Annotated in this window: 13 protein-coding genes; 5 read left to right on the top strand and 8 right to left on the bottom strand. The window is 66.9% G+C overall.

The features are described 5' to 3' along the window. Positions 1 to 1,630, bottom strand: a 1,630-nt coding sequence (locus AC1DHD_RS09630) for a hypothetical protein (RefSeq protein ID WP_476879495.1), incomplete at its 3' end; no start/stop codon positions are given. 119 nt (positions 1,631 to 1,749) lie between these two features. On the opposite strand from AC1DHD_RS09630, the gene lipB reads away from it, so the two are divergent. The 4 genes from lipB (at position 1,750) to AC1DHD_RS09610 (ending at position 4,829) form a co-directional block, all read left to right on the top strand. Continuing rightward, complete coding sequence (lipB, locus tag AC1DHD_RS09625; protein WP_476879494.1) at positions 1,750 to 2,418, top strand: lipoyl(octanoyl) transferase LipB; 669 nt, start codon at positions 1,750 to 1,752, stop codon at positions 2,416 to 2,418. After that, positions 2,415 to 3,422, top strand: coding sequence for a lipoyl synthase (gene lipA / locus AC1DHD_RS09620; RefSeq protein WP_476879493.1), 1,008 nt, complete (start codon positions 2,415 to 2,417; stop codon positions 3,420 to 3,422). Before lipB ends, lipA begins: the two co-directional genes overlap by 4 nt. Before the next feature lie 89 nt (positions 3,423 to 3,511). Next, complete coding sequence (locus tag AC1DHD_RS09615; protein WP_476879492.1) at positions 3,512 to 4,273, top strand: DUF4191 domain-containing protein; 762 nt, start codon at positions 3,512 to 3,514, stop codon at positions 4,271 to 4,273. Between the two features lie 193 nt (positions 4,274 to 4,466). Beyond that, positions 4,467 to 4,829: a DUF3817 domain-containing protein gene (locus AC1DHD_RS09610; RefSeq protein WP_476879491.1), complete on the top strand. Its 363-nt coding sequence runs from the start codon at positions 4,467 to 4,469 to the stop codon at positions 4,827 to 4,829. 975 nt (positions 4,830 to 5,804) lie between these two features. On the opposite strand, the gene AC1DHD_RS09605 is transcribed toward AC1DHD_RS09610, so the two are convergent. Beyond that, on the bottom strand, positions 5,805 to 6,242 hold the full coding sequence (locus tag AC1DHD_RS09605; RefSeq protein WP_476879490.1) for an RDD family protein: 438 nt from the start codon (positions 6,240 to 6,242) through the stop codon (positions 5,805 to 5,807). A 372-nt stretch (positions 6,243 to 6,614) separates the two neighbouring features. On the opposite strand from AC1DHD_RS09605, the gene glnA reads away from it, so the two are divergent. Next, positions 6,615 to 8,039, top strand: coding sequence for a type I glutamate--ammonia ligase (glnA, locus tag AC1DHD_RS09600; protein ID WP_476879489.1), 1,425 nt, complete (start codon positions 6,615 to 6,617; stop codon positions 8,037 to 8,039). A 156-nt stretch (positions 8,040 to 8,195) separates the two neighbouring features. Here the strand turns inward: glnA and AC1DHD_RS09595 are convergent, their stop codons facing one another. The 6 genes from AC1DHD_RS09595 to AC1DHD_RS09570 all read right to left on the bottom strand — a co-directional run. Continuing rightward, positions 8,196 to 8,396: an AsnC family protein gene (locus AC1DHD_RS09595; RefSeq protein WP_476879488.1), complete on the bottom strand. Its 201-nt coding sequence runs from the start codon at positions 8,394 to 8,396 to the stop codon at positions 8,196 to 8,198. A 56-nt stretch (positions 8,397 to 8,452) separates the two neighbouring features. Beyond that, positions 8,453 to 9,094 (bottom strand): MBL fold metallo-hydrolase, encoded by a 642-nt coding sequence (locus AC1DHD_RS09590; protein ID WP_476879487.1) that lies wholly within the window; start codon positions 9,092 to 9,094, stop codon positions 8,453 to 8,455. A 142-nt stretch (positions 9,095 to 9,236) separates the two neighbouring features. Then, entirely contained in the window at positions 9,237 to 9,764 is a 528-nt protein-coding gene (locus AC1DHD_RS09585) for a DinB family protein (protein WP_476879486.1), read from the bottom strand. A 24-nt stretch (positions 9,765 to 9,788) separates the two neighbouring features. Further along, on the bottom strand, positions 9,789 to 10,304 hold the full coding sequence (locus tag AC1DHD_RS09580; RefSeq protein WP_476879485.1) for a GNAT family N-acetyltransferase: 516 nt from the start codon (positions 10,302 to 10,304) through the stop codon (positions 9,789 to 9,791). A gap of 62 nt (positions 10,305 to 10,366) precedes the next feature. Further along, positions 10,367 to 11,116, bottom strand: a complete 750-nt coding sequence (locus AC1DHD_RS09575) for an amino acid ABC transporter ATP-binding protein (protein ID WP_476879484.1) — start codon at positions 11,114 to 11,116, stop codon at positions 10,367 to 10,369. Continuing rightward, a partial coding sequence (locus tag AC1DHD_RS09570; RefSeq protein WP_476879483.1) for an amino acid ABC transporter permease occupies positions 11,113 to 11,800 on the bottom strand: 688 nt, incomplete at its 5' end. The genes AC1DHD_RS09570 and AC1DHD_RS09575, both read right to left, overlap by 4 nt.

The raw sequence follows: 11,800 nt of genomic DNA, 5'->3' as shown, positions 1-11,800 counted from the left end.
CTGCGGCGCCGTCGGCCACCACCGTCCCCGCGGCGTCGCGTTCCCGATAGGCCGGGGAGGCCACGGTGACGGCCACCACGGCCCGCGTACCGGTGCTTTCCGGTTGGCGCAGCACCCCGGACAGGTGCGCCTCGAATCCGTCGAGGGCGTGCCCGGACGCCGCCAGCCGGGAGCCGATCAGGGCATCCGCCGCCGCGGCAGGCGACGACGGCGCGTTCACCTGTGCCAGCAGGCCGACGTTGCCCGTGCTGAGGGCATAGGACCGGAGACCGGCGAGACCGCGGACCGCCTCCTCGGGCCGGGGCGCCGCAAGCAACCCCCGCAGGTCCTCGGGCACAGAGCCGGGGGTTTCCGGGCGGACGGCCGGTGGGTTCGGGACGGCCGGTGGGTTCGGGCCCGCCGGTGTGGTGCGGCCAGTAAGCGGGGGCGCGGTGGCGGAAGCCTGCCGGCCGGCCGAGCCGTCCGGCGCCCGCACTTCCGCAGCCCATTCTCCCGCCGCCAGCTTTCCGGCAAGGAACAGCGTTCCGAACACTCCGGCCGCAAGGACGAGGACTGACACAACACCGGTGGCCAGCGCCCTGCGGATCTCCGGACGCCGCCGTCGGGTCGACCTCACAGCTGGAGCCCGGCCCGTCCCCACACTTGGAGCCCGGGTCCGGCCGGAGTTTCGGCTAGGGCCGACTCGGCCACCCCGGGTCCAGCGGCCGCCCCACGTGTCCCGCCCGCCCAGGCGCCGCCGGGAGCGGGAGGCATGCCGTGCCGACGAGGCGGGGCCGGCTGCGGCGGCACCTGCCGGAACCGGCGAACGTCGCGGCGCGGAATGCGCCAGGGCGTTGTGCCCGCGATTCCGTCCGGGCAGCATCCGGTGCCGCAAGGCCCTCAGCCGCGCGGCCCGCCGTTCCCGTGCGCTCATYGGGAACGAGCGGCGGGTCAGGAGCTGCGGTAGGACGCTGGCATGCACGGAGACGGAGAGGTCCACGGGTGTGGCGGCGGCACTGCGGTAAATCGATGTTGCCAGCTCCGCGGCGGAGGGCCGTAGGCGGCGGTCAGCGCTCAGGCCGGAATCCAGGGCGTCAGCGAGTTCGGCGGGGACTCCGGGCACCAGCAGCGTCAGGGGCGGCCGCTCAGGCTCCGGACCGGGCGCACTGCCGGTGAGGCAGAACCAGCCCACGGCCGCCAGGGAGTAGACATCGCGCTCCGGCTGCAACCCGKCCCGGACGGCGTCCACCGGCGCGGGGTCGCTGAAGCCCTTGGTGCCCTCCCGGCCCTCCGCCGGCGGATCGACCAGCATCCGCGCCACCCCGAGGTCCGCCAGCAGCGGCTTGCCATGGGCAGTGAACAGCACGTTTCGAACAACACCATGTGCCCGGACCAGGTGCTCGTGGTCGAGAACTGAGAGAATCCGGACCTCCCGCCGCAGCGCGTCCTCCGCGTCAGCGCTCCGGGCTGCGTCCTCCGGCGGGCCACCGCCGGCAATGGCAGCTGTCAGGCACTTCAATGCCACCTCCTGCCCGGAAGCAAGGTCCGTACCGAGCCACACCTCGGCGCTGCCGCCCCGCCCCAGCCGCCGTCCGACGTCGTACCCGGGAACCTCCGGCGTCTGGCCGGGGAATAGGGAATTGGCGGGCACGTTGTTGTCCATACCTCAGGGATAGCCGATCCGCGGGATTTCCGCAGAAGTTATCCACAGGTGTGAGAGCTTGGCCACACAATCGGTTCGCTGGAGCGCCGGGGACTAAGCTGGATGCCATGACTCTTGAGTTCTCCCAGCTGGGTCTCGCTCCGGAATTCGTCGACTACACCCGCGGCTGGGAAATCCAGCGCGAACTCCACGAGAAGGTCGTCGCCGGAACCGCACCCAGCACCGTTCTGTTGCTCGAACATTCCCCGGTCTACACCGCTGGCAAGCGCACCGAGGACCACGAACGCCCCTTCGACGGGACGCCTGTGGTGCCCGTGGACCGCGGCGGCAAGCTCACCTGGCACGGCCCCGGCCAGCTGGTGGGCTACCCCATCATCAAACTGAAGAACAAAGCCGGGATCCGCGACTATGTTGAACGCCTGGAAGCAGTCATGATCGCAGTCCTCGCTGATTACGGCATCGACGCCGTGCGAATCAAGGGCCGGGCCGGCGTCTGGATCGAACAGGACAGTAAAGGACCCGACCGGAAGATCGCCGCGATCGGCATCCGCGTGCACGAAGGCGTGACCATGCATGGATTCGCCATCAACTGCAACAACGATCTCGCCCCCTACGGCCAGATTATTGCCTGCGGCATCACCGACGCGGGGGTCACCACCATCGCGCAGGAGACCGGCCGGGACGTCGCTCCGGCCGACATCGTGTCGCGGGTCATCGAGGAATTGCGCAACAATGAAGAAGCCCTAGTTGCAAACCATGAAGGAGCCCTACTGTGACACTGGCACCAGAAGGCCGCAAGATGCTGCGGATCGAGCAGCGCAATGCGGCCACCCCGGTGGAGCGGAAGCCCGAGTGGATTAAGGCCAAGGTCCAGATGGGCCCGGAATTCGTCCAGCTCAAAAACCTCGTCAAAAAGGAAGGCCTTCACACCGTCTGTGAAGAGGCCGGCTGCCCCAACATCTTCGAATGCTGGGAAGACAAGGAGGCTACCTTCCTGATCGGCGGCTCCGAGTGCACCCGCCGCTGCGACTTCTGCCAGATCGACACCGGCAAGCCCTCCCCCGTGGACATGTTCGAACCCACCAAGGTGGCCCGCTCGGTCCAGTCCATGGCCCTGCGCTACGCGACCGTGACCGGTGTGGCCCGCGACGACCTCGCAGACGAGGGCGTCTGGCYCTACGCCGAAACCGTCCGCAAGATCCACGAACTGAACCCGGGCACCGGCGTCGAACTCCTCATCCCGGACTTCTCCGGCAAGCCGGAGCACATCGCCGCGATCTGTGACTCCAAGCCCGAGGTCTTCGCGCACAACGTCGAGACCGTCCCGCGGATTTTCAAGCGCATCCGTCCCGCGTTCCGGTACGAACGCTCGCTGGACGTCATCACCCAGGGCCGCAACCTCGGCATGGTCACCAAGTCCAACCTCATCCTCGGCATGGGCGAGACCCGCGAGGAAATCTCCGAGGCCCTCCGTGACCTGCACGAGGCCGGCTGCGACCTGATCACCATCACCCAGTACCTGCGCCCGTCCGAACGCCACCTCCCCGTGGACCGTTGGGTCAAGCCGCAGGAATTCGTGGACCTCCAGCAGGAAGCGGACGAGATCGGCTTCCTCGGTGTGATGTCCGGTCCCCTGGTCCGCTCCTCGTACCGTGCGGGCCGCCTCTGGGCCACCGCAATGCGCAAGAAGGGCTGGGAAATCCCCGCCGAACTCGCCCACATCGAGTCCTCCGGCAGCACCCGCCAGGAAGCCAGCTCGCTGCTCGCGGCACACTCCTGACCGACCCCGCACACCCTTGCCGCCCAGGGCCGGCGCCGGACCATCAGGTGTCCGGCCCTGAGCCGTGCATCACGTAGAATTAAGGCACTATGGCGAATTTCCCTGACTCCAGCACGTCCACGTCTTCTGCAGACGAGCCGAAGCGCGGCCTCTTCTCCCGCAAGCCAAAAGAGGCCAAGGCGAAGAAGCCCAGCCGGCTGAAGCAGATCCGCGAAGTCTTCCAGATGACCCGCCGCCACGATCCCATGGTTCCGTGGCTTATGCTTCTGGCCTTCCTCGGCGTGGTCGCGGTCAGCTTCCTGGTGGGCTTCCTGCTGGACAACTGGATCACCGGCCTGATCATCGGTATTCCGCTGGGCATCCTGGCCGCCACACTGATCCTGTCGCGGCGCGCCGAGCGTGCCGCGTTCGCCCAGATTGAGAACCAGCCGGGCGCCTCGGGCGCCGCGCTGGGCACCCTGCGCCGTGGCTGGATCACGGAAGACCAGCCCGTGGCGGTCAACCCCCGGACGCAGGACGCCGTGTTCCGCGCCGTCGGACGTCCCGGCGTCGTGCTGGTCAGCGAAGGTCCCAGCCACCGCGTCAAGCCGCTGATCGACGGCGAACGCAAGCGCCTCTCGCGCATCCTGCCCAACGTCACCATCCACGTGATCGAGAGCGGCCGCGGCGAGGGCCAGGTGCCGATCAGCCAGGTCGCCAAGAAGATGGGCAAGATGAAGAACGAGCTGACCAAGACCGAGGTCAACACCGTTTCGAAGCGCATCTCCTCCCTCGGCAACCGCCTCCCGATCCCCAAGGGCATCGATCCCTACAAGGCTCGTCCCGACCGCAAGGCCGCCCGCGGCCGCTAGCCGGATCGCGCCGAGCCAGCTTTCCAGAACCGCCCCAGGGTACCGGCATCACGCCGGCAGCCGGGGCGGTTTTGTTTAGCGGCGGACGGGCCTTCCGCGCGGGTCCGGCTCGGTGCGGTCCGCCGCAGCAACCCGTCACCTGCCCCCTGCCCCGTGCCACTTCCACAGCCACCACCGACCCTGGAGACTGTCCATGAAGCTCCCCGCAAAGTCCGCCGTCATCAAGACCTTCCGGATCCTTGCCGTTGCCGAGGCCTGCAGCTGGGCGGCGCTCCTGGTAGGAATGTTCCTCAAGTGGGTGCTCCGCAGTACGGAGCTGGGCGTGCAAATTGCAGGGCCGGTCCATGGCGCGTTCTTCATCGGCTACGGGATCGCCGCCCTGGTGCTCTGGCGGCAGCAGCGCTGGCCCTTCCGGGTGGCACTGTTCGCCGGACTCTCCGCCGTGCTGCCGTTCACCACCATCTGGTTCGAGCACTGGGCAGCCCGCCATGGTCACCTGGGAGCGGAGCCGCGTGGAGTCGCGTCGACGCCGGTCGAGGAATCGGCCCGGGTCTAGGGGCAGGGGTCCGCCGGACTTGAGGCCAGCCTCCAAGGCCGCCGGGCTTTGAGCCAGCATCCAGGTCCGCCGGGCTTGAGGCCAGCCTCCAAGGTCGACCGGCCCACAACCTCCAACGCCGACCTCAGCACCGTCGCGCTTCCGACGCCGGCCCCTTGCTTAGTCCCGTCGCCGTCGGCGGTTGCGCGACTCCTATCCGATCACCACAAATGGCCGCTTTGAGGGCGCTATAGCGGCCATATGCGGCAAATCGACGTCGGAGGTGCGTCCCCGCGAACGCGGCAGCCAGGTTCGGGGTGCTGTGCAGGCACAGCGGCGCGGTTGGGCAATTCCCAGACACCTGGTTGGTTTCTTGGGACGACGACGTCGGTCGAGTCCCCCGTAGCCCACCCACGCCTCAGAAACGAGACGCTTCGCCACAAATGGCCGCTTCGACGGGTGTCATAGCGGCCATATTCGTCAATTCGGCGTCGCAAGTGCGTCCCAGCGGCGCGGTTGCGCATTCCTCGCACCTGATTGGTTGCGCGGGACGACGATGTTGTCCGACGCCCCCGGAGAGCTCATACGTCAACGGACGCACACCATTCGCCACAAATGGCCGCTTCGACGGGGGTCATAGCGGCCATATACGGCAGATCGACGTTGTAGGTGCGTCCCCCGGCGACGCTGCAGCCACATTTGGGCTGCGGTCCAGGGCACAGCGGCACGGTTGGCAATTCCCGGGCACCTGGTTGGTTGCTTGGGACGACGACGTCGGTCTAGTCCCCCGTAATCCACCCACGCCTCAGAAACGAGACGCTTCGCCACAAATGGCCGCTTCGACGGGTGTCATAGCGGCCATCTTCGGCAAACCGACGCGCTTTGGACACGCACGGCGGCGATGACTTGCCTATCGGAGTGTCGGTATCGCGCCAGGAGTGGCACCGGGCCGCCAAGCAAGGCACCCTCACCCTCGCCGGCACAAAACGTGAGAAGCTACCGGCGGACGAGCACCGTGTTCATGGCCTTGTCGTGCAGACCGCGGCGATCCGGGTCGAAAATAACAGCCGGGATCACCAGGCACAGCAGCACGCTGCGGACCAAGCCCGGGAGCGGTCCGGCCGGGCCACCGTCGAGCCGGGTGACGTGGATGCCCATGACGCGGTGGCCGATGCTGTAGCCGAGGGTCCCGACCAGCAGCGCCTGTTCGACGGCGAACACGGCCAGGGTGGCCCAGGAATCCCCGGCGAAGGCAAAGTTGCTGATCAACATGGCAATGCCCCAGTCGATGCAGATGGCGACAATTCGCCGGCCCGCGCGGGCGATCGACCCCGGGCCGGACTCGGGCAGGCCCAGCCGCTCGCCCGGGTATTTGGAGATGCCGGACGTGTCCGGTCCGCTGAGCCAGGAGCCTATGTCTTTACGATCAACCACACCCCAAGCCTATCGGTTCCCGGGCCTCAACCCCGCGGCGGCCGGAAGGCACCTGGCCTCATACGGACCTCATTCGGACGGGTCCCGGCCAGGCCCGGACCGCAGGGTCCCCATGTTCACATCGTGGACGAAAGTAGGTCACACAGCGGACGCGGATAGGCCACACTGTGGACAGCGTCTAGGTTTAACACGTCAGTGCATTCTGTAACCTGCCCGAAACAAAGCGGACACCGAGGGGAAATCCCGTGTCCTTAGGGTGGTAACAGTTGCTAGGGCATCGCTGGCAGGGTGAACTGCGTTCGCCCGGCGGGTGTACTGCGCTGGACCACACGGCCTGACGGCCAGATCTTTTTATATGCGTAAGGAGCATAGATGTTCAAGACTGCGGACGAAGTCCTCAAGTTCATCAAAGACGAAGACATCAAATTCGTTGATATCCGCTTCACCGACCTGCCGGGCGTTCAGCAGCACTTCAACGTTCCCGCCAAGAGCGTGGACGCGGACTTCTTCGTCAACGGCCAGCTCTTCGACGGTTCGTCGATCCGAGGCTTCCAGGGCATCGCCGAGTCGGACATGCAGCTCATCCCGGACGTGACGACGGCGTTCGTTGACACCTTCCGCATTGAGAAGACCCTCGCGCTGAACTTCTCCATCGTCAACCCGCGCACGGGCGACCCGTACCACCGCGACCCGCGTGGCGTGGCCGAGAAGGCTGAGGCCTACCTGGCCTCCACCGGCATCGCCGACACCGCGTTCTTCGCTCCCGAGGCCGAGTTCTTCGTCTTCGACAACGTCCAGTACCAGTCCTCCCCGCAGGGCAGCTTCTACAAAATCGACTCCGAGGAAGCACACTGGAACTCCGGCCGCGAGGAAGAGGGCGGCAACCTCGGCTACAAGACCCCCGTCAAGGGCGGTTACTTCCCGGTGGCCCCGACAGACAAGCAGGCTGACCTGCGCGACGCCATGTGCATCGCCCTGGACGAGGCCGGTCTTGAGGTCGAACGCAGCCACCACGAGGTCGGTTCCGCCGGCCAGGCTGAGATCAACTACAAGTTCACCACGCTGACCCACGCGGCAGATGACCTGCAGAAGTTCAAGTACGTCATCAAGAACACCGCCGATGCCTGGGGCAAATCGGTCACGTTCATGCCGAAGCCGGTCTTCGGTGACAACGGCTCGGGCATGCACTGCCACCAGTCGCTGTGGAACGGCGGCGAGCCGCTGTTCTACGACGAGAAGGGCTACGCCGGCCTGTCCGACACCGCCCGCTGGTACATCGGCGGCCTGCTGAAGCACTCCTCCGCGGTCCTGGCCTTCACCAACCCGACGGTGAACTCCTACCGCCGCCTGGTCAAGGGCTTCGAAGCCCCGGTCAACATGGTCTACTCGCAGGGCAACCGCTCCGCCGGTATCCGCATCCCGATCACGGGCTCCAACCCGAAGGCCAAGCGCATCGAGTTCCGCGCGCCGGACCCCTCCTCCAACCCATACCTGGCGTTCGCTGCCCAGCTGATGGCCGGTATCGACGGCATCCGCAACCGCATCGAACCCCCGGCTCCGATCGACAAGGACCTCTACGAGCTCCCCGCCGAGGAAGCCAAGGACATCCCCAAGGCCCCGGGCACGCTCGAGGAAGCCCTGGATGCCCTCGCCGAGGACAACGAGTTCCTGCAGGCCGGCGGCGTCTTCACCCAGGACCTCATCGRCACCTGGATCGAGTACAAGTACGAGAACGAAATCCGCCCGCTGTCGCTGCGCCCGAACCCGTACGAGTTCGAGCTCTACTACGGCGTCTAGCCAAAGCGTGCGGCCGCCCCGGGTTTAGCCCGCGGCGCGCCTGCACGGCCCTGGTCCATTGGACGGCGAGCCGTAAGCACAAAGACCGGCCCGGGAATTACCCCGGGCCGGTCTTTCTTTGTTCCGGGCGCCCAGGCAGCACCTTTACCGGCCGGCCTATCGACGTCCGTACTTCTTGTGCACCGCCTGCTTGCTCACGCCAAGACAGACGGCTATGGCTTCCCACGAGAGTCCGGCCTGGCGCGCCCGCAGGACCGCCTCGGTTTCTGTTCGAGCCAGCTCCTTGCGGAATTCGGCAACCGCGTTGAGTGCCTCGGCGGGACCTTTGCCGCCCATCGCTCCGATTAATGTCTCCATCGCGCACCTCCGGCGTCAACATTAGTTGACCACGGCGGCGGAGGTCAATGGCGGCGTCAATGCCTGTCCTGCAGCAGTGCGCTCAGCTCGCCGGCGGGGTCGGGGACCTCGGGTCCGTGCGCGAAGAGCCACCGTCCTGCGGTAAGCGATCCGAGCCGCCGCAGGGATTTTTCGGCCTCTTCGGCGTCAGCTGTGAACACCTCCGGCGCCCGTCGCATGGTGCCCCCGACGGTCGCGACAGCGTCGCCGACGAAGAGGATGCCGTCGTCGTGCAGCAGGCTGATGTGCCCCGGCGTGTGGCCCGGAGTTGCCAGCACCTGGAGATTCCGGACCCGGTCGCCGTCATTCAACGGCTGCAACGCGGCACCTGCGGCAATGGCCGCGCAATCCGCCGCGCCCGCCCAGACCCGCGCAGTGGGGCACTCCTCGAGCACCTCGCCGAGGCCGCCCGTATGGTCCGGGTGGGAGTGGGTGAGCACAACGTCTGAAATGTCGCTCCAAGCAGCACCAAGTCTGGCCAGGGCCGCCGCTATCGGCCCTGCGCTTCCCTGCGGACCCGCATCGACCAACAGAAGTCCCTTGGCGTGCGGGACCAGGAAGCAACGCACGTCGACGGCTATCGCATCCGGCCCCGCCAAGCCGGCCGGAAGGTGCAGCTCCTGCACAATCGGTTCGACGGTCGTCCCGGCTTTGCCCATGGCGCACCTCTCCCTGTGGGTCCGGTCTTCACTATCGGCGGACCGGGCTTCCCCCGTCAAGGGCTGCCGGCCTCCCCTGTGCGACCCCGTGACCGCGTGGCCCGACCGTCCGGCCCGCCCTGGCTCCCAGACCCCGCCCCCGTCACTCCCCCGTGCTGCCGTCGATCTGTTCCCGGAGGAAGTCGGCGTGGCCGTTGTGGCGGGCATACTCCTCGATCATGTGCACCAGCAACCAGCGGAGCGAGATGGGACCGCGCCGCCGGTCTGTGCCGGTAAAGCCAAGGTCCGGCGTCGAGGCGACAAACGAGTCGGCAAAGTCCACGGCCTCGCGCCAGGCCTGCCACCCCTCCGCCACGCCCGCGGCCGTGGGCTCTGCGCCGTCGAAGTCGCCGTCAGGGTCGGCGGCAGAATGAAACCGTGCCGGGACATCCTCGCCAGCCAGCACCTGCTGGAACCAATACTGCTCGACGTCGGCCAGGTGCCGCACCAGGCCCAGGAGCGAGAGGGTGGACGGGGGAACGGCAGCAAGGGCCAGCTCATCGGGGGTCAGGCCGGCACACTTCAGCTCCAGGGTCTGGCGCTGCCAGGCCAGGAAACCGGTGAGGGTGGTGCGCTCATCGGCGTGCTGTAAGGGCTCGGTCCGGGGGTCCACTTCCGCGTCTGCTGTCATGGGCGCCAGTCTACGGCCGGCCCTTCAGAACCCCCGGTACATGGTCCGCTGCGGCCCCGCGTCGCCGCCGAGGTACTGCCCGCGGTCTTCGAAGCCGCCCTTGCGGTAGGCGGCCTGCCCGGCCGGGTTTGCCTCGTTGACGGAGAGCACGACGCCGCGCTGGTCACCGCCCAGCGTGGCGGTCAGCCGGGCCGCTTCCCGGACGGCCGCCACCGCGGCCGCGGTGCCGAATCCCTGCCCCTGTTGCCGGTGGTCCACGAGGAAGCCGCGCAGCAGCCAGGCGGATCCGTCATCGGCCCACCCTGCGGCGCGCCCGGCGCCGGACTGCAGGGTCACGACGCCGACGGCCGAGCCGTTGGAGTCCATGACGTAGGGGTGGCGGCTCTCCTCTTCCAGRCCCAGGAGCATCATCCGCAACGGGTCTCCGACAAACCGGCGTTGGCCTGCCCCGAGCTCAAGGCCGGCGACCTCGCCGAGCTTGATGGCGCGGGCGTCGTCGTCGAGCTTCTTCAGGGCGATCAGCCACACGTGTCCTGCCATCACACCAGCTTATCCGCGTCCGGGCCGCCCCTTGGGGACGGCCCGGACAGCAGGAACAGCGCCTACAGGACTTTGGAGAGGAACTCCCGGGTCCGCTCCTGCTGCGGGTTGCCGAAGAGGTCCTCCGGTCCGCCCTGCTCGCAGATGACCCCGTCGGCCATAAACAGGACCCGGTCGGCCACTTCGCGGGCGAAGCCCATCTCGTGGGTGACCAGCACCATCGTCATACCCTCGCGTGCGAGGTCCTTGATGACCTGCAGTACCTCGCCCACCATCTCCGGGTCCAGCGCCGAGGTGGCTTCGTCGAACAACATAATGTCCGGGTTCATGGCCAGGGCCCGGGCGATCGCCACGCGCTGTTTCTGGCCGCCGGAGAGCGACGCCGGGCGGGCGTCGGCCTTCTCCGCGAGCCCGACGCGGTCCAGGAGCTTCAGGGCGTTCTCGCGGGCCTGGTCCTTACTCTGCTTCTTCGATTCCACGGGTGCCAGCATGATGTTCTCGATGACGGACATGTGCGGGAACAGGTTGAAGTGCTGGAAGACCATACCGATGTGCCGGCGGACCTCGTTGATGTCCACCTTAGGATCGGTGACATCGAAGCCGTCCACCGTGACGTGGCCGCCGGTGATGTCCTCAAGCTTGTTTAGGCAGCGCAGGAAGGTGGATTTGCCGGAGCCCGAGGGACCGATCACGCACACCACCTCACCTTCGGCCACTTCGGCGTTGATGCCTTTGAGGACCTCGTTGGAACCGAAGGACTTCTTCAGCTCCCGGACCGAGATCTTGCTGGGTGCAGTGACTGCCGTGCTCATTTGTTGAACCTCTTATCCGCGACGTTGGCCAGCTTTGTCAGCAGCATGATGACAACGAAGTACATCACCGCGACGATCAGCAGGGTTTCGGTGATCCTGAAGTTGCCGGCGTAGATCTGCTGGCCCTGGTAGAGCAGTTCGGCGAAGCCGATTGCGAGCAGCAGCGAACTGTCCTTCAGCATGATGATCAGCTGGTTGATGAGCGAAGGTGTCATGATCTTGAAGGCCTGCGGGACCACCACTTTCTGCATGGACTTCGCGTAGCCCAGGCCCAGGCTGCGGCTGGCTTCGAGCTGGCCCGGGTCCACCGACTGGATGGAGCCACGGACGATCTCCGTGATGTAGGCGCCGGAGTTGAGGCTGAGCGTGAGCACGGCGGCCACCCAAATGTCGATGGGCTGGCCGGTGAGCTGCGGGATGCCGAAGTAGAAGAAGAACGCCCAGACCAGCAGCGGGGTCCCCCGGAAAACGCTGACGAAGGTGGTGGCGATCCCGCGCAGGATGACGCTGGTGGAGATCTTGAAGAACCCCATAAACAGGCCGATCAGCATGGCCAGGGCGAAGGAAATCGCGGTGACCAGGACGGTGTTGCCGAGGCCCTTCATCAGCGCAGGGAAGCTGTTGGCCAGCAGGTCCCAGAAGCTCGTCTGGGCGGCCTGGGTGGGGTCCTTGAGGTACTTGTCC

The organism is Arthrobacter sp. 05L45_2, from assembly GCF_056397525.1.
This window is presented reverse-complemented; position numbering and strand designations above follow the sequence as displayed.

Coding starts and splice junctions, on each gene's coding strand:
- AC1DHD_RS09615 (WP_476879492.1), top strand. CDS start 3,512: ATGGCGAATTTCCCTGACTCCAGCACGTCCACGTCTTCTGCAGACGAG.
- AC1DHD_RS09575 (WP_476879484.1), bottom strand. CDS start 11,116: ATGAGCACGGCAGTCACTGCACCCAGCAAGATCTCGGTCCGGGAGCTG.
- AC1DHD_RS09590 (WP_476879487.1), bottom strand. CDS start 9,094: ATGGGCAAAGCCGGGACGACCGTCGAACCGATTGTGCAGGAGCTGCAC.
- AC1DHD_RS09585 (WP_476879486.1), bottom strand. CDS start 9,764: ATGACAGCAGACGCGGAAGTGGACCCCCGGACCGAGCCCTTACAGCAC.
- AC1DHD_RS09610 (WP_476879491.1), top strand. CDS start 4,467: ATGAAGCTCCCCGCAAAGTCCGCCGTCATCAAGACCTTCCGGATCCTT.
- AC1DHD_RS09595 (WP_476879488.1), bottom strand. CDS start 8,396: ATGGAGACATTAATCGGAGCGATGGGCGGCAAAGGTCCCGCCGAGGCA.
- lipB (WP_476879494.1), top strand. CDS start 1,750: ATGACTCTTGAGTTCTCCCAGCTGGGTCTCGCTCCGGAATTCGTCGAC.